16 protein-coding genes are annotated in these 21861 nt (G+C 62.2%); 2 read left to right on the top strand and 14 right to left on the bottom strand.

Annotated elements, in window-relative coordinates; translation table 11 throughout:
- Nucleotides 1-296 precede the first annotated feature (296 nt).
- Complete coding sequence (locus B071_RS0103650; RefSeq protein ID WP_026244946.1) at nt 297-2126, top strand: aminopeptidase P family protein; 1830 nt, start codon at nt 297-299, stop codon at nt 2124-2126.
- A 69-nt stretch (nt 2127-2195) separates the two neighbouring features.
- On the opposite strand, the gene B071_RS0103655 is transcribed toward B071_RS0103650, so the two are convergent.
- The 3 genes from B071_RS0103655 to B071_RS19515 all read right to left on the bottom strand — a co-directional run bounded on the left by B071_RS0103655 (nt 2196) and on the right by B071_RS19515 (nt 4987).
- Entirely contained in the window at nt 2196-2732 is a 537-nt protein-coding gene (locus B071_RS0103655; protein ID WP_157703011.1) for a hypothetical protein, read from the bottom strand.
- Nucleotides 2725-4575, bottom strand: a complete 1851-nt coding sequence (glmS, locus tag B071_RS0103660; protein WP_018525751.1) for a glutamine--fructose-6-phosphate transaminase (isomerizing) — start codon at nt 4573-4575, stop codon at nt 2725-2727. Before glmS ends, B071_RS0103655 begins: the two co-directional genes overlap by 8 nt.
- Nucleotides 4576-4579: 4 nt before the next feature.
- Complete coding sequence (locus B071_RS19515) at nt 4580-4987, bottom strand: Crp/Fnr family transcriptional regulator (RefSeq protein ID WP_157703012.1); 408 nt, start codon at nt 4985-4987, stop codon at nt 4580-4582.
- Nucleotides 4988-5191: 204 nt separating this feature from the next.
- Between B071_RS19515 and B071_RS19520 the strand changes: the two genes are divergently transcribed.
- Nucleotides 5192-6253: a lipoprotein TP_1001-related protein gene (locus tag B071_RS19520; RefSeq protein WP_018525753.1), complete on the top strand. Its 1062-nt coding sequence runs from the start codon at nt 5192-5194 to the stop codon at nt 6251-6253.
- A 78-nt stretch (nt 6254-6331) separates the two neighbouring features.
- On the opposite strand, the gene trxA is transcribed toward B071_RS19520, so the two are convergent.
- From trxA to B071_RS0103750, 11 genes are all read right to left on the bottom strand, one after another.
- Nucleotides 6332-6652, bottom strand: coding sequence for a thioredoxin (trxA, locus tag B071_RS0103675; RefSeq protein WP_018525754.1), 321 nt, complete (start codon nt 6650-6652; stop codon nt 6332-6334).
- A 65-nt stretch (nt 6653-6717) separates the two neighbouring features.
- Complete coding sequence (gene trpA / locus B071_RS0103680; protein WP_018525755.1) at nt 6718-7485, bottom strand: tryptophan synthase subunit alpha; 768 nt, start codon at nt 7483-7485, stop codon at nt 6718-6720.
- Nucleotides 7485-8831 (bottom strand): tryptophan synthase subunit beta, encoded by a 1347-nt coding sequence (gene trpB / locus B071_RS0103685; RefSeq protein ID WP_018525756.1) that lies wholly within the window; start codon nt 8829-8831, stop codon nt 7485-7487. The genes trpA and trpB overlap by 1 nt, the downstream gene beginning before the upstream one ends.
- Nucleotides 8832-8999: 168 nt before the next feature.
- On the bottom strand, nt 9000-10553 hold the full coding sequence (locus B071_RS0103690; protein ID WP_018525757.1) for a bifunctional indole-3-glycerol phosphate synthase/phosphoribosylanthranilate isomerase: 1554 nt from the start codon (nt 10551-10553) through the stop codon (nt 9000-9002).
- Complete coding sequence (locus B071_RS0103695; RefSeq protein ID WP_018525758.1) at nt 10550-12211, bottom strand: bifunctional anthranilate synthase component II/anthranilate phosphoribosyltransferase; 1662 nt, start codon at nt 12209-12211, stop codon at nt 10550-10552. The genes B071_RS0103690 and B071_RS0103695 overlap by 4 nt, the downstream gene beginning before the upstream one ends.
- Complete coding sequence (locus B071_RS0103700) at nt 12208-13701, bottom strand: chorismate-binding protein (RefSeq protein WP_018525759.1); 1494 nt, start codon at nt 13699-13701, stop codon at nt 12208-12210. Before B071_RS0103700 ends, B071_RS0103695 begins: the two co-directional genes overlap by 4 nt.
- 204 nt (nt 13702-13905) lie before the next feature.
- Nucleotides 13906-14355 carry a single-stranded DNA-binding protein gene (locus B071_RS15770; protein ID WP_018525761.1) on the bottom strand — a complete coding sequence of 150 codons (450 nt, stop codon included), beginning with the start codon at nt 14353-14355 and terminating at the stop codon, nt 13906-13908.
- A gap of 1277 nt (nt 14356-15632) precedes the next feature.
- On the bottom strand, nt 15633-15791 hold the full coding sequence (locus B071_RS19835; RefSeq protein ID WP_018525763.1) for a hypothetical protein: 159 nt from the start codon (nt 15789-15791) through the stop codon (nt 15633-15635).
- A 1151-nt stretch (nt 15792-16942) separates the two neighbouring features.
- Nucleotides 16943-19435, bottom strand: a complete 2493-nt coding sequence (locus B071_RS0103730; protein ID WP_157703013.1) for a fimbria/pilus outer membrane usher protein — start codon at nt 19433-19435, stop codon at nt 16943-16945.
- Between the two features lie 2 nt (nt 19436-19437).
- On the bottom strand, nt 19438-20166 hold the full coding sequence (locus B071_RS0103735; RefSeq protein ID WP_083914448.1) for a fimbrial biogenesis chaperone: 729 nt from the start codon (nt 20164-20166) through the stop codon (nt 19438-19440).
- A 722-nt stretch (nt 20167-20888) separates the two neighbouring features.
- Nucleotides 20889-21800 carry an alpha/beta hydrolase gene (locus B071_RS0103750; protein ID WP_083914450.1) on the bottom strand — a complete coding sequence of 304 codons (912 nt, stop codon included), beginning with the start codon at nt 21798-21800 and terminating at the stop codon, nt 20889-20891.
- Nucleotides 21801-21861 lie beyond the last annotated feature (61 nt).

Consider the following 21861-nt stretch of genomic DNA (forward strand, 5'->3'; position numbering starts at 1 on the left):
TAATCGCCACACGCGCACTATACGCCCGTAACAAAAATCCTCCCCGTTAGATGCTCTCCGTGTCCGGTGAAGTAGCCTCAACCAGTATAGCCCTCAGGCTCAAGGACTGTCAAATATTCCGCAACATCCCAAGGCTCTCACCCCGGATATCACAGCTCCTGACACCCTCCCGGTCGCTCTCAGTCAGTGCACCGCATCACTGCCGTGCGAGCGTGAATCTATCAGCTCTCATCACTCCGCGTCAACTCCTTTTCACACTCTTTGTGAAAAAAAATTCCTGTGCTACACTCCCTGCCATGACTACATCCGATACAGTGGACTCCAGAGCCTCCCATCTTCAGGCCCTCCGAGCCTGGATGGCCCGACACGACCTCTCTGCCCTGATCGTTCCCAGCGCCGATCCCCACCAGGGAGAATATGTTCCGTCCCGATTTATGACCCGGGCCTTTGTGAGCGGCTTTGCCGGCTCTGCCGGTACGGTAGTCATAACCCCCGACGAGGCAGGCCTCTGGACAGATTCACGGTATTTTCTCGAGGCTGAAGAGGTGCTCCGGGGAACGCCCTTCAGACTCTTTCGTCTCCATAGCGGAGATACCCCCGATTATCCCCAATGGCTCGCCTCGACCCTTGGCCCCGGTTCCCGGGTTGCTGTAGACGGTCAGGTGGTTACCCTGGCCTGGCACCAGCGAACACTGCCCGTTCTGGCTCAGGCAAAGATAGATCTGGTTGCGGTGGAAGATCCTTTTGATCAGATATGGCAGGACCGGCCAGGTTTTCCTGCCGAGCCCGTGTATCCTCTCTCCGGGCAGATCACCGGAAGGTCGGCCCGGGAAAAACTTGAGAGCCTTCAGAAGGAGATGGAACACCAGGGGGCCCGCTCTCATGTTATCTCCACCCTCGACGATATCGCCTGGATACTGAATCTGCGCGGGAGCGATGTGCCCTTCAACCCCGTCTTTCTGGCCTACCTTACGCTCTCGCAGGAGGCAGCACCGACCCTCTTTACCGCCCCCGATCGCGTCACCAGCGAAGCCAGGGAGGCCCTGGCGGTAGCGGGGGTAGAGCTTCGAGCCTACGGGGATTTCGGGGACCACCTTCGGAGGCTGCCCGAACCGGTCCTTCTGGACCCGGAGCGCACCAGCTGGACTGTGGCCTCGCAGATATCACCCCGGGAGGTACGGTTGACCCAGCAACCCTCGACGGGCATGAAGGCCAGAAAGAACAGGACCGAGGCTGCCCACCTGCGGGAGGCCCACCGCAGGGACGGCCTGGCCATAGTCCGGTTTCTGGCCTGGCTGGAACGGGCTGTGGAACGGGATGAATCCCTGAACGAACTCGACCTTGCCGGGAAGCTTCAGGAGTTCCGGCGGGCCGACCCCCGCTACGTAAGCGACAGTTTTTCGGCCATTTCCGGAATAAACGGGAACGGGGCGATCGTTCACTACAGCGCAACCCCGGAACGGGCAGCATCCCTGACACCTCCGGCGATCTATCTCATCGATTCGGGCGCCCAGTATCAGGATGGAACCACCGATATCACCCGCACCGTGGCGATCACTCGTCCTGGCGAAACCGCCGACCTTGCCCGGGCCTTCCCGGGGGTTGAGCGCGATTTCACCCTGGTGCTGAAAGGGCATATCGCCCTGGCCACCCTGATTTTTCCCGAGGGAACTCCGGGGCGGGAGATCGACGCGATTGCCCGGACGCCTTTGTGGAGAGAGCTCCGAAACTACGGTCACGGCACGGGCCACGGGGTGGGGTTCTTTCTGAATGTCCACGAGGGACCCCAGCGAATCGCTCCGGGCAGCTCCGATGCCCCCCTGCAGGAGGGCATGATCTGCTCCAACGAGCCGGGGTTGTACCGTCCCGGGCTATACGGTATCCGCATCGAGAACCTGGTTCACCTCACGACGGTGCCGGAACCGTCACCGTTCGGTACGTTTCTCCGCTTTGAGACCCTCTCGCTCTGCCCGATTGACAGAAATTTGATAGACAGGGAGCTTCTGACTCCGCAGGAGCGGGAGTGGCTCGATCAATACCACCGCCGGGTCTGCGAGACCCTGGGGGGGGATCTGTCCCGGGAGGACCGCTCCTGGCTCGAGAAGGCCACGGCACCTATCTCCTGAACCGCGGGCTCCCGGGCATGGCATCCCGACCGTGCCGAAGGGCCCGCAAAGGACCGGAAGAATCTCCGGTCATTCCAGTTCCAGCACCGCCGGAAACTCGGGGTGTCGCCGGAAAAAATCCTGCTGTCTTTGGAGCGTCTGGCCCGGAGAACTGTCGAGAAAGAAGATAAAGAGCTCCAGAAAGGACCGAAGGAACTGGCAGTGCTCCGAAAACTCCCGAGGGGTCACCAGGTAGACGAGCATCCCCTGATACACACTGCGAAGAACCAGATCAGCCTGGGGAGAGTCACCCGAGCGAACCTCAGCCCCCAGGGGCGGGCACTGAAAGGGGTCCCAGGCGCTGCCGGCATCGTCGGGAGCGGGGGCTTCTCCGGGCAGGGCCGGGACCAGGTAGAGCTCCAGAAGCACGTCCCCGTACCGGTAGGAAGCTGACAGATACCGCACCGTATTGGCCGGAAGAAAGGGAAGTCCCCTGCCCTCACGGGGACGGGACTGGAGCAGGGCCACACCTTCCGGTGTATCCGCCCGAAGACCTCCTGCAGGCAACAGGGCAAGGAAGAGCGCCAGCACGAGCGCCCCCGGGAGGACCATCCCGGGTCTACTCAACGGTAACACTCTTGGCCAGATTCCGGGGCTGGTCCACGTTGCAGCCCCGCTCGAGGGCACAGTAGTACGCAAAGAGCTGGGCGGGCACAGCGAGAAGAAAGGGGTACATCAGGTGGTGCGCTTCGGGCACGTAGAGCACCTCGTCGGCCACGCGGGCCACTTCCTGGTCGCCCTCGACGGCCAGGGCGATCACGGGCCCCCGCCGGGCCTTCACTTCCTTCATGCTGGTTATGACTTTCTCCCGCAAACCGTCACGAGGCACCAGAAAGACCGAGGGTGTTTCTTCGGTGATCAGCGCCAGGGGGCCGTGTTTGATCTCGGCAGCGCTGTATCCCTCGGCGTGGATATAGCTTACCTCCTTGAGTTTCAGCGCTGCCTCCAGCGCCACGGGGTAGTTGATGCCCCGTCCCAGAAAAAAGAAGTGCTCGCACGAGGCGTAGCGCCTGGCCAGGGCTCTGATCGGCTCGGTATGGGCCAGGATCGCCTCTATCTGCCCGGGCACCGCTTCCAGGGCCTCGATAAGGCGCAGCCCCTGGTCGTGAGAGAGATGCCGCATGCGTCCCATCAGGAGGGCGAAGACGTAGAAGGCGGCCAGCTGGCTGGTAAAGGCCTTGGTCGAGGCTACAGAGATTTCGGGCCCCGAATGAATATAGACGCCTCCGTCGGATTCCCGGGCGATGGTGGAGCCCACGACGTTGCAGATGCCCAGGACCCGCCCTCCCTTACGCTGCACTTCTCTCATGGCGTAGAGGGTGTCGGCGGTCTCACCGGACTGACTCGCTGCAAAATAGAGGGCATCCCGCTCCACCAGAGGGTTTCGGTAGCGCAGCTCGCTGGCCAGCTCGGCCACGGCGGGCACTCGCACCAGTTCTTCCAGGGCGTAGGTGGCCACCATCCCGGCGTGGTAGCTCGTTCCTGCGGCCAGAAGGACGATTCTCCCCACCTCCAGGAGCTCCCGGCTGTTCAGGTTCAGCCCCCCCAGATGACCCGTGGCGTATTCACGGTCGAGACGCCCCCGCAGGGCACGACGGATAGCCTCGGGTTGTTCGTAGATCTCCTTCTCCATGAAGTGCGTGAAGCCCGTTTTTTCGATCGACTCCAGCTCCCAGCTGATGTGATCCACTTCCTTGCGGATTTCCCGGTTCATCAGATCCGAGGTNGCGTACTCATCTGCTGTGAGGGAGACCACTTCACCGTCCTCGAGGTAGATCACCTGCCGGGTATAGCCCAGGATCGCCGTGGTGTCGCTGGCCAGAAACATTTCTCCCTGACCGATACCCAGAACGAGGGGCGAGCCGTTCCGGGCCCCCACCAGCCGCCCTGGCTCGCCACGGTACATCGCCACGATGCCGTAGGTTCCCTTGAGAAGGGAAACGGTGGCCGTGAGCGCCGCCACCAGATCACCCTGATAGGCCCGCGCCAGAAGGTGGACGATCACCTCGGAATCCGTTTCGGAATGAAACTCCACGCCCTGCGCCAGCAGGTGGTCCCGGAGCTGGTGAAAGTTCTCGATAACCCCGTTATGAACGATGGCGAAATCCCCGGTACCGTCGAGATGGGGATGGGCGTTGGCGTCGGTGACCTCACCGTGGGTTGCCCAACGGGTGTGTCCGATACCGGTGGTCCCGGCGATATCGGGGGGAACCAGGGCCTTGAGATCCTTGATCTTACCCCTGGCCTTGATTACCCCCAGAGAATCGGCCCCTTCCCCGGCGGTCGTACAACCGGGCGTGGCCAGGGCGATTCCCGCCGAATCGTATCCCCGGTACTCGAGCCGTTTGAGTCCTTCCAGCAGGATGGGGGCGGCCCGACGNGGCCCGCAATACCCGATAATACCACACACAGGGCTACTCCCCCTTCCCCGGGGTCCCGGGGGACTGCTCTGCCAGATCCTGCATCTGCTGGTTGGCCCGCTGCAGGCGTCTGCACAGCGTGTCGATTACCCTCATGGCAATTTTTGTGTTCTTTGCGATCATTCCCTCGAAACCTGCCCGATCGAAGGAGAGAATTTCGGTAGTTCCCTCGGCGACTGCCGTGGCCGTGCGGGCCGTGCGGGAGACGATCGCCATTTCTCCGAAGAAATCTCCCTTTTCCAGACGAGCCAGGACGTGGTCCCTGCCGTTGATGGTCTTGACGATGCGCACCGCCCCGGACTGGATGATGTACATGGTCTCTCCCGGCTCGTCTTCGCGAAAGAGGACGGTACCGTCCTCAACTGTTTTTCCGTAGCGTTCGAACAATGGATTATCTGTCACGGAACCTCCCCTGGCGAAAAAGTATACCCGTCCGTTCCGGGCCACCGCAAGGTTTCTCATCCCCGGAAGCAGATCTTTTCCGGCAAGGCAAGCACCAGTTCCGCCGGGCTCTTCATGAAGGATAACCCGAAGTGTAAACAGGGAAAACAAATGGGGGGAATGCACATGTGGAGTACAAACATGGAATGTAAAAGAAGATCCNCCATGAAACGACAGGATCCGGAAGATCGCGCTGCGCGGAGGCTGTTCCGCCTGTGCCCCTCTGCACTGATCCTTCTTGTCCTCTTCCCTGTCCTTCCGGGGTGCAATGCCCTGCCGGATCTGCCCGACATGATCGACCAGAGCTGGGATCCTCCGATACTGCACAAAAGCCAACCCCTGGACAGACATACCGTGGGCCTCACCTTTAACAGGCCCGTTCACCTGACCCGCGCTTTCTTTGACCCTCCCCTGAAGAAGGTCCAGATTGTTCACGACGAAAACCGGCTTCTCCTGCAGGTCGAAGAGGAACTGAAACCCGGTTCGGAATACTGGATCGATGCGGTCATTCGGGACCACCAGGGAAACACCGCTTCCATTCTGGCGAGCTTTTACGGCCATAACCCCGACATTCCCCGGGTGGTAATAAACGAGATCGTGGTGAACAGCTCGACAAATAACCCCGAGTTTGTGGAACTACGCGTTTTCGAGGCGGGAAACCTGGGAGGGCTCACGCTGTATAACGGCAGCCCGCGACGCTGGACCACACGCAAGATCTTTCCCGAGATACAGGCCGAGGCTGAAGATTACGTTATCGTGCATTTTCGACCCCAGAACATACCCGAAGAAGTGGACGAGATAACCGACAAGAGCGCCAGCGGTGGCCGGCGAAGTCACCCCGAGGCCTGGGATCTGTGGGTCCGGGACGGCGAAGGGCTCTCCGGCACCAGCGGCGGCATAACCCTCACGGCCTATCCCGACGGGCCGATTCTGGACGCCTTCCTCTACAGCAACCGCACCTATGACCCCGGCTGTCCCCGGAGAGGTTTTGGAACCCAGGCCCAGTTCGAGATCTTCCGCGACGTTACCGACCGGGGGGGATGGACGATTGAGGGAGATTTTGTGGTCCCCGACGATGGTGTTGATCCATCACCGAGCACCTCCACCCGCTCGATCAATCGGGACCTGAGCGGGGTGAACACCCGGAGCAAGGCAGACTGGCATATCGTCCCCACCCGGGGCGCCACGCCGGGCACCCCCAACAGCGAGGAGGTCTATCAGCCCTGACCGGAACGGGCGCGGACGGGTTGCGAGCCCCCCGTTCCAGCTCAGCCGAAGGTCTGAAGGAGGTCCGGCGAGGGCCGGTTATCCCAGGTGTTTCTTCACAAGCTCCAGGAGAAGTTCCTTGGGGGCTGCTCCTACGTGGCGATCCACCACTTCTCCTCCCTTGAAGAGCAGAAGAGCGGGAATACTCACGATATCGTACTGACCGGGCAGATCACCGGCCGTATCGACGTTCACCCGGGCGATAACAACCTGGCCCTCCAGGTCCGAGGCCAGCTCGGCGAGGACCGGTTCGATCATCTTGCAGGGCATGCACCATTCGGCCCAGAAATCAACCAGTACGGGAAGGGCCGATTCGAGCACCGCCTCGGTGAAGTTTTCTGCTGTTACATCAATTTCCATGAAAAATATACTCCATAAACAACGCTCCGTTATTCCAGGACACTACGACAGCGGAAGGAACCGCGTCAACGCATTTCAGGCTCGCCCTTGCCAACAAGCTGCGATGCCAGGGCGCGAACCTTCTCACTGGGGGTGCCATGCCCCTGACGAAGACTTTCCTCAACAACCCGAACAAAGGCAGAGCCTACCACCGCTGCGTGGGCGTGCTCCGTCACAGCCCGGACCTGATCCGGTGTGGAGACTCCGAAGCCAGCCAGAACCTGTGCTCCCGAGCTCTGCAACTCCCGAAGGAAGGAGATGGTCTCCGGTCCGATCAGGGTTTCGCTCCCCGTGATCCCCCGACGAAGCGCCGCGTAGACAAAAGCACTGCCGCTGCGGTGGACCAGATCGATCCTTTCAGGAGCTGCTCCGAAGGCAATCACCGGGACTACCTCCACGCCGTAGCGCCTTCCTGCCTCCTGAAGCCCCTCGTCACTATCCAGAGGGAGGTCGGGCACAATGACACCGGCCACCCCGCGATCTGCGGCCTCCCTCACGAACCGGTCCACCCCCCGAGCGTAGACCAGGCCAGCGTAACTCATGACAAAGACCGGGGGCGTCTCCTCCTGGCAGGTGAGACTCTCCACGAAATCCCATCCCCTGTCGGGGGTAAATCCCTGACGCAGGGCCTCGGCCGTGGCCGCCTGAATCACGGGGCCATCGGCTGCGGGGTCGCTGTAGGGAAACTGGATCTCCAGGTATGTCACGCCCCCCGCTACAAGGGCCCGGGCGATTTCCCTGGAGGTGGCCAGATCGGGATAGCAGGGGATCATGTGCGCCATAACGGTGGGCATCACAACTCCTCCCGGGAGATCGCTGCGGCTTCGTCCAGCAGATATCGTTTCCACGGACCGGGGGTCATCGCCCGGGCCGTGATGAAGAGGTCCTTGTCTCCCCGGCCGCTCATGTTCACCACTACGACCTGATCGGGCGAGAGCTCCCGGGCGCAACACATCGCCTGATGACCGGCGTGCGCCGACTCCAGGGCGAAGACCACCCCCTCGTGACGGGCGAAGAACCGGACTGCCTCGAGAGCTTCCTCGTCGGTGGTGCTCCGGAACTCGAGCCGTCCCGTCTCCCCCAGGTGGGCCAGCTCGGGACCGATACCGGGGTAGTCGAGACCGGCAGAAATGGAATGCGTCTCCTGGACCTGCCCATGGGGGTCGAGAAGGAAATAGGACTTGTAGCCGTGGACAACCCCGGGGACCCCCTGGCCACCCATTCTGGCGGCGTGTTCTCCCGGTGCCGGCCCCCGGCCTCCGGCCTCGACCCCGATCAGGCGGGGTTCTTGCTGGCCGGAACCACCGTGCTCGCCGGAACCGTCGTGCCGGTCAAGATAGGGAGAAAAGAAACCGATCGCGTTGGAACCACCTCCGATGCACGCCACCAGGACAGAGGGTGTGACGCCCCTCGTGAGAAGCTGCTCTTTTGTCTCGGCCCCGACCACCGACTGAAACTCTCTCACCATATCGGGGTACGGAAAGGGTCCCAGGGCGGAACCGATGATATAATGGGTGTCCTCGCAGGTTGCCGCCCAGTCCCGGAGGGCTTCATTAACAGCGTCCTTCAACGTTCGGGAACCCGAGCGGACGGGCACCACCGAGGCACCGAACATCTCCATCATGAAGACNTTNGGCCGTTGCCGCGCAATATCGACCTCTCCCATGTAGATGGTGCACTCCAGCCCCATCTTTGCACAGACCGCTGCGGTGGCTAACCCGTGCTGACCAGCGCCGGTCTCGGCTATGATCCGTTTTTTCCCCATGCGCCGGGCCAGGAGGGCCTGACCAACGGCNTTGTTGATTTTATGGGCTCCCGTGTTTGCGAGTCCNTCGAGCTTGATGTAGATTTGCGCCCCCCCCAGAGCACGGGTTGCGTTCTCCGCGAAGAGGAGCGGTGTGGGGCGTCCGATNTACTGTTCCCGAAGGTCCTCCATCTCCTGCCAGAAGAGGGGATCCCTGCGGGCCGCCTCGAAGGCTTCAGCCAGCCCGTCCAGCGGACTCCTGAGAACCTCGGCGACGTACATTCCGCCAAACTGGCCAAAATACCCGGCGCGCCCTCCCCCGGACGAGGTCTGATCGACTGCTTCCATTGTTTCAATTGTTTCCATTGTTTCCGTTGTTTCCAGAGCCTTCTTCATAATCTTCCTCCTCGGTATTGTTCATTCTTCACGGCCCGTGCCTCTTCATGCCCCTGGCCTCTTCGGGTCGCAACAGCTCCACCGGCGAGCCCCTCATCGAGGAGTCTGGCCGCCCGCCTCAAGATCACCGCGTCGTGACTGCGCTCTCCTACCCTCCTCACGAGATACTCACCAGACGCCCCCTCTCTCGAGAGCGCGNAAAAATGCTTCCAGAAGAAACTGATCCTTTTTACCGGGCCGCTCTTCCAGACGGCTCGATGCATCGATCAGCTCCGGTTTCCATCGCTCCACCACAGCCGCCACAGTGTCGGGTCCCAGCCCCCCCGCCAGCCACAGGGCACCCCGGCGCTCGTCCCGAAGGAAGCGGGAGACCTCCACCATTACCTCTTCTGCCACGGCCTCGCCCGTCCCTCCCGCCAGCTGACGGTGGTGGGCGTCTACCAGAACCCTGGGGCCGGAACAACGCGACATCAGCCGATGGACCTCGCCGGGCGAGGAGGGCCGCAGGGCCTTGAAAGCGGGCCAGGCCAGGGAAGAGATCTCCCCCCCCGGGGAGTGTCCGTGAAGCTGGACCGCTGCAAGCGCCCCCGATTCCAGATCCTGCAGGGCCCGCCTGANNCCCGCCCTGTTGCCCGGGGTTGCGCCGGCCCCTCCCGGCTCGGGGCCTTCCACCACTACACCCACCAGGGGAACCCCGAGGAATCCCGCCAGCTCCCCGGCGAGTCCCTCCGGGGCCTCTCGGGGAGAGTCTGCGTAGACCAGCCCCAGAAGATCGGCTCCCAGCTCCCGGGCCAGCGCGGCGTCCTCGCGGTTGGTAATTCCGCAGATCTTTACCAGCGGCCGGGCCTGGACCGATGTGGTTTCCNCNCTCCCNTCTCNCCGNCGTTGTGCGCAATAGCGCCAGAAGGANAACCGCCCCCCCGTGCGAACCGGGAGAGGTTCTTCCATTGCCGCTGCCAGCCCGGGAATGCACCGGGGATTGCGCACCGCGGCCTCTCCCACCAGGAGGGAAGAACAGCCACTCTCCCGGGCCACCAGGGCATCCTCTCTGGTGAAGACCCCCGACTCGAAGACGATCCTGGCCGGCCAGTCCAGATGATCCACNAGCGCGGCCGGCCGAAGGAGGTCGACCTGAAAGGTCCGCAGATCGCGGCAGTTAATCCCTACCAGGGACGGCGTCAGGGGGCGGATCTTCTCCACCTCTTCCCGGGAATGGACCTCCACCAGGGCCGCCAGACCAAAACGGCGAGCCTCGTCCAGCAACCGGGCAAGATCTTCGAAGGGGAGAACTCCCGCGATGAGCAGGATCGCGTCGGCTCCCAGGTGCCAGGAGACAGCCACATCTTCTGGCTCGAGAAGAAAGTCTTTCCTGAGGATCGGCAGATCGGGAAAGGCCCGGCGTACCGATACCAGGTCCGCCAGAGATCCCCCGAAGTGATCCTGCTCCGTGAGGACGCTCACCGCCGATGCCCCCTCCCGAAGGTAGGTTCGGGCCTGGTCGAGGGGGTTCAGATTCGCCTTGATCTCCCCCCGGGAGGGGCTGCGACGCTTAACCTCGCAGATCAGCGGCCCCGGAAAGGCCCGGACCCGGTCTCCTCCCAGACGTCCCCGCCCATAGAGTTCCCGATCCAGCCCCTGAAGAGGCCCATCGCCGGGGCCTTTTCCCCGAAGCCGTTCCCGGCGTCGCTCCACGATACGGGAGAGAATGTCCCCGCCCTTCACGTGGTGGCCTCGATCACCGAGGCCAGGGTTTGTGCCACCCGGCCCTCTTTCAGAGCCTGCGAAGCCATCGCTACCCCCTCGGCGATGGTCTGAACTACACCGTAGATCGCCAGAGCGGCTCCGGCATTGAGCGCCACCGCATCGTGCAGGGCATCCAGAACCGGATCAGATTCTCCCTGGAGAAGCCGGACCGCCATCTCGGCGTTTTCCCGGGGGTCTCCCCCGACGAGCAGTTCCGGCTTGTGCGTGGAGAGGCCATAATTATCGGGCTGGATCACAAATTCCTCGAACCGTGTCCGCTCCAGAAGATCCTCGCCCGCAGTATGCTGGTCCACGGCACCGTGGTCTGCCGCGTTCTGATCCACAGAAAAGGAGACCACCCGCGTGGGGGCGCATACGCTGATCTCGTCCTGCCCGTCCAGCCCGTGGACGACCATGCCGCGACGCCCCCCCAGAAGAACCGCTGCGCGTGCAACGGGATGAAGATATTCCTCGGAGAAAACTCCGATGAGCTGGTATTCTGCTCCCCCGGGATTTGCAAGAGGTCCCAGGAGATTCATGATCGTCTTGATTCCCAGCTCCTTCCTGGCCGGTCCGGCAAAGCGCATCCCTCCGTGGTAGAGGGGCGCGTAGAGAAAGGCGAAGCCCGTCTTCTCCAGGGCCTGCCTCGCCTGATCCGGCGTTATTTCGATCCCGATCCCCAGGGCCCGATAGAAGTCGGCGCTCCCGCTGCGGGAACTCACCGCCCTGTTCCCGTGTTTTGCCACCACGGCACCGCAGGAAGCGGCGGCCAGGGCAGTGAGGGAACTGATGTTGAAGGTTCCCAGGCCGTCTCCACCGGTTCCACAGGTGTCCAGGAGGGGCCGATCTACCGGAAGGGGGACCCGTTTGCGTTGCAGCACACGGGCACACCCGGCGATCTCTTCGGGTGTTATCCCCTTGGCGTTCAGGGCAACCAGAAAACCTGCGATCTGGGCCGTTCCCAGATTGCCGTCGGTGACCTCTTCCATGAACTCTGAGGCCTCAGCGAGGGAGAGATGTTCCCCGGCGATCACCCGCTCCAGGGTTTTCCGCGGCTTGAAGGGTTCCCTGCGGTAGTTCAGAAAATTCGCCAGGACCTTGAGGCCGCTCTCGCTGCCGATCGACTCGGGGTGAAACTGCACGCCCTCCAGGACATACTCGCGGTGACGCACGCCCATGATCTCGCCATCCTCTGACCAGGCCGTGACCTCCAGCTCCGGAGGAAGCCTTTCGGGGTCGATCGCCAGAGAATGGTATCTGACAAACTCCGCCGGAGAATCGATAGACCGGAAGAGCCCCTTGCCGTCCACCACGATTCTGTCGGTCTTGCCGTGAACGACCCGGCGGGCGCTGATGGTTCGTCCCCCGAAGGCTTCGCCGATCGCCTGATGCCCCAGGCAGACCCCCAGGAGCGGAATCCTGCCTGCGTAGCGCCGTATTACTTCCACGGAGATTCCCGCCCCGGCGGGTCGCCCCGGCCCCGGCGAGATGACGATCCGCGAGGGGGCCCGCCGGGTTATCTCTTCCAGGGTAATCTCATCGTTTCGGACGACCTGAATCGGCTCTTCCGTGAGTTGAGCCAGATACTGGTAGAGATTGTGCGTAAAGGAATCGTAGTTATCGATCAAAAGAATCATAGGGTACCCTCCAGACCTACGGCTTTCATCAGGGCCGATAATTTTTCCTGGGTCTCTTCAAACTCCCGCTCCGGCCGGGAATCGTAGACGATTCCCGCACCGGCCTGCAAAACAAGCTCGTCCCGTATGCGAAGGCCGGCCCTGATCGTGATACAGCTGTCCAGGTTCCCTCCGGGCTCCAGATAGGCCACCACGCCCGCGTAGAATCCCCGGGGAACCGGTTCGGTCTGACTCACCGTCTCGATAGCCTGAATCTTGGGGGCTCCGCTCACTGTTCCTGCGGGAAAGGTTGCCCGCAGAGCGTCGATGCCGCTTTTCCCCGGGGCCAGATCGCCCTCGACCTGACTCACGATATGCATCACCCGGGAATAGCGCTCCACCCTGTGATAGGCCGTCACCGCCACGGAACCGGGCTGACAGACTCTCCCCAGGTCGTTCCGGCTCAGGTCGACCAGCATGAGGTGCTCAGCCAGCTCCTTGGGGTCCTCCAGGAGGTCCCGCTCCAGATCCAGGTCTTCCTGCTCGGAGGCCCCGCGCCTTCTGGTTCCTGCAATAGGTCGCATCAGCGCTCTTCCTCTTTTCACCCCCACGTGCGTCTCGGGAGAGGCTGCGAAGAGCTGAAACTGCTCAAAATCGAGAAAGACCAGATAGGGGGCCGGGTTGGATGAACGGAGCCTGCGATACGCTTCCAGGGCGGGCATGGCTGTGCGAACCCTGCACCGTCTGGAGAGGACTCCCTGAAGCAGATTCCCCTCTATGATTTCGCCCTGGATCTTCTCGACCCCTTGCTCGAAGCGGATACGATCCCGGGAATCGAAGACAGGTTCCGCAGCGTACTCTTCCTGCTGATCCTGAAGGTAGGTGAAGTCAAAATCCTTGATCTTCTGCTCCGTCTCCCGAAGTGCTGCCTCCAGGTTGATGCCCTTCTCGTGGTAGTTCAGACCGATCAGGTAGAGAAGATCGCTATAGTGATCAAAGATCAGAAGAACGTGGCCAAACAGAAAGGCTGCGTCGGGTATTCCCAGGGGATCGGGCACATCGGGAAAGGTGATGGAATCGCAGAAACGGGAGAACTCGTAGGAAAGATACCCGATTCCTCCCGCAGGAAAGGGGAAATCCTGCTGAGGACTCTGGTGCTGATCGGCAAAATAAGCCAGAACATCAAGAATGTCCCGGGCTTTGCTTCGTATCTGGTACCGTCGCGCCCCATCGTCAAAGTACATCCCCCGGCCCCGCTGATAGACCCGGAACGCCTCCTGCACTACCAGCAGGGAATAGCGGGCGCGTCCTCCCTCAAATGTGGCAGACTCCAGGATGACCCGGGCCTTGAGTTTGCGGGCGAGCCCCAGGGGGGTAAAACGCTCNCCCGAAAGCACCTTGATGATCTGGTTATCTCTGTAATCTTCCATCGTTCCTCCCGTCGAAAGACAAAAAAAAGCCGCGTTTNCACGCGGCTTTTCCACCGCGGACCAGAGAGCACCGGTCCGCATACTATTTCAGGAGCGGACCAGACTACACGGTCCACCACCACTGAAGAGATGTCTGAGCAAGGTATCCATCTGAAGGGTTAAGATTACTCTTCATGGGNAAACTCTACTCCCATATGAAAGGTATGGTCAAGCAAAAAGGGAAAAAAGGAGAAGGAATCCTGCCGGGAANCTCCCACAGGATCCCTGCCCCCAGAGTCTGCGCTCCTAGAGGACGCTAACCTCGGCCTCCCTCTCCCGNGAAGATATCACCTGATTGTACTCATCCTGTTCCGGGACCGGGGCCTCCTCCTCTGCACCTCCGGCTATCCCCCCGGAATCGTTCTTCCGGGGACTCGAACGGAATTCTACGTGTTCTGCCACGATTTTTATCCGCGACCGGGGCTGACCTTCGGCGTCCTTCCACCGATCCTGCTTGAGCCTCCCCACCACCCGGACACCCCTGCCCTTCTTGAGATACTCGGCGCAATTCTCTGCCAGACGGGACCAGGCTTCAATATCGAAGAAGGAGGTCTCATCCTGGGGCTCGTCGTTCTTTTTGTACCGGTAATGCGTTCCCACGGCGAAATTGCAAACCTGGACACCCGAGGGAGTGCTGCTCAGNACCGGGTCCCTGGTGAGATTTCCTTCCAGCAGAATTGAGTTAAGATCATTCATTCGATACTCCTTTGCGTTGTTTCTTCACCTACCAGGAGAGGATCCAGGGTGTTTATGCTTGAAGATATTCCAATTTTTTTTACAATTTTCTTTGTTTTTGTGTTTCGTCGTTCTCCAGAAGGCCCCTCTGCCTGGAGCCTGGCATTACCGGAAAGCGGGTGATTATCAGAAGGCAGGGTGGGGTCAAAAAGAAATACCGGTTACCGGAAGAATAACTGGAGTCTGGCCGGACCTGTGACCGGAAGACCCGTCACTTCCCGGGATTTTTTGACTATACTGGGATCATGAACAGTCTGGATCAGGTCCGTCAGGGGACATGGCGAGCTGTGCAGGAGCGCCTGCGCCGGCCNCGGGATCTGCTGACCCTCTATTTTCGCGATCCCTTCCAGGAAAGCGCCCGGCGGGAGCTTCAGGAAACGGCCCGGGAACTCCGGGATGCCGCTGAGGGGGGCGTCCTGGAGGTAAAGCGCAGGCGATTCTCCCGGCTCTACCAGGAACTCGCCGAGGCACAGTTCTCCAACACACCGCTCAGACACCTGCCGGAACTGGCCACCCGGGGGGCGTTGCTGGTGGTCGTGGGAGGAATCCAGGGGGCCCTCCTGCGGGATCAGTCAACCTGGAGAGGTCAGGCTCTCCTCACCCCCGGTGATTCCCCGGGTGCGCCCGAAGAGGAGCCGGGCGAGACCGGAACCGCCGGGGAGATCAGCCGGATCATCGCCGACGTCAAGGATATCATCGCAACCGATCCCTCTGCCCGGATGGACGGGGCGATCAAGAATATTCTGGTACAGCTCCAGAAGTACAAGACCGAGGCGGCCACCTTCCGCAAACTGCGAGAGCAGGCTACGGATTACCGCCTGGAAATGTATGCCCGGACTTTTTCTGCCACTTTCCAGGATATCTTCGCCAGCATCCGCCGGAACTACCGGGAGTACCAGGCCCGGGAGCAGGATACCCCTCCCCTGGACACAGCGGAATGGCTGCGCGTTGTGGTCGATCAGATGGAGGAGGCGCACAGGATTCACGCCACGGCGCTCTTTTTGACGACGGAGCAGAGCAATCTTCGGGAACCCCTGGTCGCTCTGGCCCGGCGCGCAGAAACGGCGGGGGCCCTTCTGGACCGGGACCAGGAGGCAGCCCGGTCCTGTGCGGGAGGCGACCAGGAAGCGTGGCGCCTGAACAGGGCTATCGCCCAGGAAGCGGCACGACGTCTCCTGGAATGGACAGACCGTTCGCGCCCGCCGGAGCCCTGAGCAGGATTCCTGACCCGGGGCTGCTCAGAAGGCAGAGATGGTGAAGGTGATAACATCCTCGAACCGGCCCGGCGTGACCTGCCCGAAGGAACCGATCGTCACCTCCAGAGGAATCGTCTCGAACTCCCGGGTTGTACCAAAGAGCAGGTTCACATCTACCAGACCTGGCCGGGAGAGGTTCACGGGGAGGCCCCGAAGACGGAGCTGATACGGAATGGGTTCTCCCCCGGGAACGGTCTGGTTTGCGAGAACCCCTCCGTGCTGACTCGAAGCCTCGATCCTGAACCCTGAGCAGGATTCCTGACCCGGGGCTGCTCAGAAGGCAGAGATGGTGAAGGTGATAACATCCTCGAACCGGCCCGGCGTNACCTGCCCGAAGGAACCGATCGTCACCTCCAGAGGGATCGTCTCGAACTCCCGGGTTGTACCAAAGAGCAGGTTCACATCTACCAGACCTGGCCGGGAGAGGTTCACGGGGAGGCCCCGGAGACGGAGCTGATACGGAATGGGTTCTCCCCCGGGAACGGTCTGGTTTGCGAGAACTCCTCCGTGCTGACTCGAGGCCTCGATCCTGAATCCCACGTTGGCACGGTACTCGAGAACCGCCGACTGCCGTTGTCCCGGGGCGAGCTGATGAAAGTTCATCTCGTAGGAATGTTGTCCCGATATCCGTATCTGGGCCACCGTGGGGGTTACGGACTGAACCGCAACNGCCCGCCGCTCCACCAGCACCAGCTCTTCCAGACGGGGGGATCGCCCCCGATAGAGGGAAAAGACCACCCTGTCGTGATACGCCCCCCGACGCACAAACTGATCGGGAGGAACCCTGACCGTCACCGTTCTGGTTTGGGTGGAGAGGCTGCTCCCCGAATTCCCGAAGTTTCCCCACAACACCTCCTGCCGGGAGAGGGACCCCGGGAAATCGCGGAGAATCTCGTTGTCGGGGGTATAGAGGTTGTAGTCCAGACCGGGGAAGAGGATCCCCAGAATACCCTGGAAGGCCATGACCCGGGGAGCAAAGGACCCGCTTCTTCCAGGCGAGGCCGTGACCACGTACCCCGCCGCTCCACCCCTGTGGCCGATGGTGATCTCCAGCGTTCCCTCGGCGGGGCTGAAAATCGGGTTATCCACCGTCACCGAGGAGGGAAGCGAGACAAACTCGAGCCGGGCTGGGCCCGGGGGTCCGGCGGGAAGATGCCGGGGCAGGAAGAGGATCAAGAGGACAACTGCGCCACGGGCTACTGCGCCCCCTCCGACTGAAAGACCCTTCATCGCGCACCTCCTTCTCCGGCAGGGGGAGCTGATCTCTCCCGGCTCTCGTGATCTAAAGTGTATCATCTCGTTTCATCCTCCAGGACCACCGGGATATCGCCCAGATCGTACCGTCCCCGGCTCTGGGGAGAGATCAGGAACGTTGCCTCCGCCTGGGGATGCCCCAGCAAAAAGAGACGATACCGCCCCGGAGCCAGGTGGGGAATCTCGAAGCGCCCCTGACGATTTGTGAAGAAGAGATGTCGATCTCCCGTGGAGGAGACGGCCTCTCCCGCCTCGAGCTCCAGGGGGAGAGCCTCCTGGCTCTCGATCAGACGGCCCACGGCGTAGACCGTGGCCTCGCTCCCCACGACGACACGGTAGCCCTGACGGTAGCCCGGAAAGAACGCCGGGTCCCGTTCGCCCACAGACAATCCCTCGGGGAGCTCTGATCCGTCTATTCGGACGGTGCTCCGCTTCCAGGAGGGCAAGTCGGGAACCACCGCTGTACGGCCCCGGAGGACAGCCGAGACAGCACCGCCCCCTGGGCGGAGGGGGACGGGATACCCGGCGATCTCATCACGCGCCTGAAAAAGAGCAAAACTCTCGCTTATGGGTCGCGTTACCGCCAGCGATGTCCCAGCCCAGGCCAGGGCGGTGGAAAACTCGCTCTGCACCGANAGCTCCTGGTCCGTCTCCTGACCTGCCCGTGCTTCGGGACGCGTCTGGAGGCTCCCCAGGAAGGTATCGTAGCGAAGGCTTCCCCCCAGAGAATGGGTTTCCCCCGGGGCATCGCCGATGCGCTCGTAGTCGACCCGCCAGTTTACCTCTCCAAAGGCCCGTTCTGGAACGTTCGCGACCTGCAGGGCCGACCTGTCCCTGGCCAGATCGTAGCTCGAAGAGATGGCCCGTCGCTGATCGGGGGATCCCAGACGCAGGAAGACGCTCCCCTGCCAGCGAACTCCCTGATCGGAAAAGGATGGAGCGATCTGGCCGTTCAGCGAATATCCGCGGGAAGAGAACTGGGAAAAGGCCAGGCGCAGCGTGGTCTCCCGGTCCCGGGGATGCTCGAAGGGATGATCGTGGATCATCCCCAAGGAGAGGTTGATCCCCCGGGAGAAACGCCGGGTCATGATAAGGCCCCCCCGCAGACGCCCCCCCGCAGCAATCTCGCTCGAGACGGGACGATATTCGGCCGACTCCAGGGAGAGCAGGACCTCTACCACGGGGCTGCGGGGGCTCCGGAGGGGCGCCATCAGATGAGAGATCTCACCCGCACCACCCCGCTCACCCCCGGTATCGGCGAAGAGGGCTCCCCCNAGGCGGGTTATTCCCAGGATCGACGCCACCAGACTCTGAAGACCCAGGGCGACGGCATCCTCCGTGGCCTGGAGTGACGCTCCAGCTGTCCAGTCCGGGGTAATCCCCCGCTGATGAAAACCGCTNGCAAAGGGTCCCTGGTGGGAAAAATCCTCCCGCATCACACCCAGTACCCAGGAGTAATGATGCCTTCCCGGGCGGAGCAGGTGCGGGGAAAAGGGGATNACCTCCTGCATGATCACCACGGGCTCCCCCGTGTCGGGGGAAGCTTCTTCGACCCGAACCTCGTTGACGCCCCGGCCCAGAGGAAGATCCGGGACCCGGTAGGGCCCCGGGGCAACCCGAACCCGGCGGTAGAGGCGGTCGTTAACGATGATATCCACAGAAGTATCGCGGCTGGCCACGAAACGCGCGTCGGCCGATCGATAGAGCGGGTCATCGGGATCGATCTCGTCGTGACGGGTGAGAGAGATCCCCGCCACCTCGGGGGATCCAAGAAGGCTCCCTGCACGGTAGCGGACGATTCCTGCCTCGGCCCGGGCCTTCCAGGGCACATAATCGCGCACGACCCGGGTGTAGCGAAGCGTCAGGGGATCGTCCTTCGCCCGATCGCCCCCGGAGTCGCTCCAGGGTTCCGACGAGAACCCCAGCGACGATTCCCAGACCCAGCCGCGGTAATTCAGGACCGGTTCGAGAGAGAGGAGGAGATCGCCGGGGTAGTCCCCGGAGGCGATGGTGTTTCGGGCGATCAGGTTTGTGTAGCCCGAGAAGGNGACCGGTTCGAGAAAGGGCCCCTCCAGGGAGCGCCTCGATTCCCCCAGGCGCTGCTCCCGCAACACCTGGGGATCCAGGGAAAGCTCCAGCAGGAGCTGCTCGGGACGGTAGGCGAGGTACAGGCCCGCCGGAGAAAACCGCTCCAGAGGGATCAGGGTTTCTCCTCCGGAGGTCTCCCTCCGAACCAGGAGCAGCAGGGCATCGTGATCCGGGGAGTTCAGAAAGGGTTCTACCATCGTAGCCAGCGACATGCCCCCCACCAGAACCCGCTCGTCCTCAAGACGCGCCTGGACCTCGCCCAGAAACTGGCCACTACGAAAAACGGGCAAGACCAGATCCTGTCGCGCCGCCCTTCCAAAGACGGTGGCAAAGAGGTCGTCTCCGGCCTGGAGGGGGATCGGGGCGAGCAGAAGGAGTACCACCAGAACCGGTCTGATCGGGCCCCAGCCTGTCCGATGGATACCGGTCCGGGAAGATTCCATGATCACTCGAAGCGAAACACCATNTGGCGGGGTTCAAAGGGAAGCTGCTCCCGGGGAACACGGATTCGCCGCGAGGCGCCAGGAAGCAGGTTGACCCCCTGGAAGGCGGGAAGATCTTCGATTCGCACGGTTTCTTCCTCCCTGTCCGGTCCGGTGAGGGTCACGGAACCACGCGAGAAGAGTTGATGGCGGGTGCCTTCGTTCTTCAGAAGCACTTCCGTTCCTTCCCCCGGTTCATGCCGTATGGTCACGACCTGCACATCGGGGGCCGTTCCGGGGGGGCGCACGTAGAGCGAGGCCCGATAACGAAGCATGAACTGCACGCCCGACCCGTCCGGGGAATCCCCCCCCAACCTGACCGGGAGCTGCTCTGCCACCAGACGAAAGGCCTGTTCTTCCCGGGGATCGCCCTCCCCGATCCAGCGAACGCGCACCGTCTGGGAGCGTCCCGGCCTGAGTATAATCTGCGATGGGAAGACCTGCAGGAGATGGGAGGCGTCGTTGTTGAACTCCGTGCCATCGGACCCGATAGAACGGGTGGTCACTCTCAACTCCACCGCTGCAGCATCGTTTCCCGGATTGGTAAGCTCAAAGGAGGTCGCCGGGGTGGCTGCGGCGAGATCGATCACCGCCGACATCGGTACCAGCTGGAAGGCCCCGGGGGAAGAAAGGACACNCACAAAAAGAAGGAACCCCAGGAACAGCGACCGTCCCTCACGATTACGCATCATCGACCTCCGGAGAAGGGTGAAAAAAACGCCCGGCCTTACCGCCGGGCGTTCGCTCTCGGTCTTCTGACCCCTCCCGCCCTTGCGGGACTGGACCGGGGTCAGTTCACCGGGGGATCAGTTCGCCTCGATGGTGAAGGTCACCGTGTCGGTGTACGTCCCCGNNTGGAGNGTNNTGGCACTGTCGTAGGTTACACCCACCGTTCGGGTNACATGGTTTGCAAAGGCNCCCGACGAGACCTGGCCTCCATCAGGAAAGGCAGTCCCCCCGTAATACAGGGTGTAGTCATGGGNGTGGTCTCCGTTGCTGAAGGAGAAGCCGTTTACCGAGGANACGCTCACGGTGTAGCTCTCATTACTTACTTCCACAACTTCCGCCACCGTTACGGGGGAAGNCTGGGGAATGTTCAGAAGGAGATTTGTGGCGTTTGCCGTGGGGGTAACCTGGATACTCACGTAGGGACCGACAACCCCNCTCANGANGAGNGNGGCGCTATCCGTTGNCTGCGCCGAAACTGCCCCCGCCGAAAGGAGAATGGCCCCNGCCAATGCGATGATTCTNTTTTTCATACTCTTTTACCTCNCTGTTTTACTTGCCCTATCGGGCTTTTTGCTATCCTGAATATACACCTTTCCTGATGAACCGTCAATAATATTCCGAAATTTCATCTGATCCCGACGAACTCGCCCCCGGCCTGCANAGGCGCCAGCCCGGGGCACCGGGCTTAGCCGATGCGGCGCAGGAACTCCCCCGCTTCGCGGGCGATCACGGGGGGGATGGTATGATCACCTGCAAAGCGTCGCCACTCCAGCGGGAACCGGGCGGCCTGGAGAACNTCCGCCAGGGCCCTGCCCTCGGGCTCGGGGAGGATCGGGTCCTGGTCTCCGTGNGACTGAAAGACCGCAGCCCGCTGCAAAGGTGCCCCGGGGGCATCCCGGGAGGGCAGGTCTTCCCACCATCTNCGGGCGAGGAGGGCACCGGAAAAGAGAACTGCCCCGGCGGGCATGGGGCCATCACCCTTCAGGGCCTGCCGCAGGAGCTCCGCCGCCACCATGGCACCTTGGCTGAACCCCACCAGGACCAGCCGGGACCAGTCGAAGCCGGCCTCATCCACGGCTGCGCGCACCACCCGGGCCGCTTCCAGGAGCCCCGGAGGCTCCATGTCCTGAAGGCGCTGGAAATAGCTCCCCGACAGCGCCTCCTGTTGCTCCCGCGTGTCCCGGGGGAACCAGGCGTGACCCCAGACGGAGCCGTGCATTTCCAGCGGAACGGGCGCCCTGGGAGCGATCCAGGCCAGGTCCGGGCCCAGCAGGGGTCGCAGGGGAAGCAAATCCTCCGGCCCGGCACCGAAACCGTGAAGCAGGCATCCGGCGATCACCGTCCGGGCCTCCGCATTCTCTCCTGCGGCGTTCCCCTGTTCTCCCGGCGCACCCTGTTGTACTGTGTTCTCTGTTGTATTTTCTCCGGTCATGATCATCCCTCCCGGGGTGTGGTATTGTACGGTATAGTTCCGGAGCGAGCCGCTCCTGAGCCCCGGCTCAACTCCCTGTAATCTCTCCGGCGTCGCCGCCCGTCCGAACCAGCCACCCCTGGTGCTGCATCCAGCGGGCGATCTCCCGGGCCTCCTCGAGAACATCTTCCCGGAGCACCCCCCGCAGGACCAGCCTCACCCGGTAGTCCTGGTCGTCGGCCACGGG

Origin of the sequence: Alkalispirochaeta alkalica DSM 8900 (assembly GCF_000373545.1) — a bacterium.
Classification (GTDB): domain Bacteria; phylum Spirochaetota; class Spirochaetia; order DSM-27196; family Alkalispirochaetaceae; genus Alkalispirochaeta; species Alkalispirochaeta alkalica.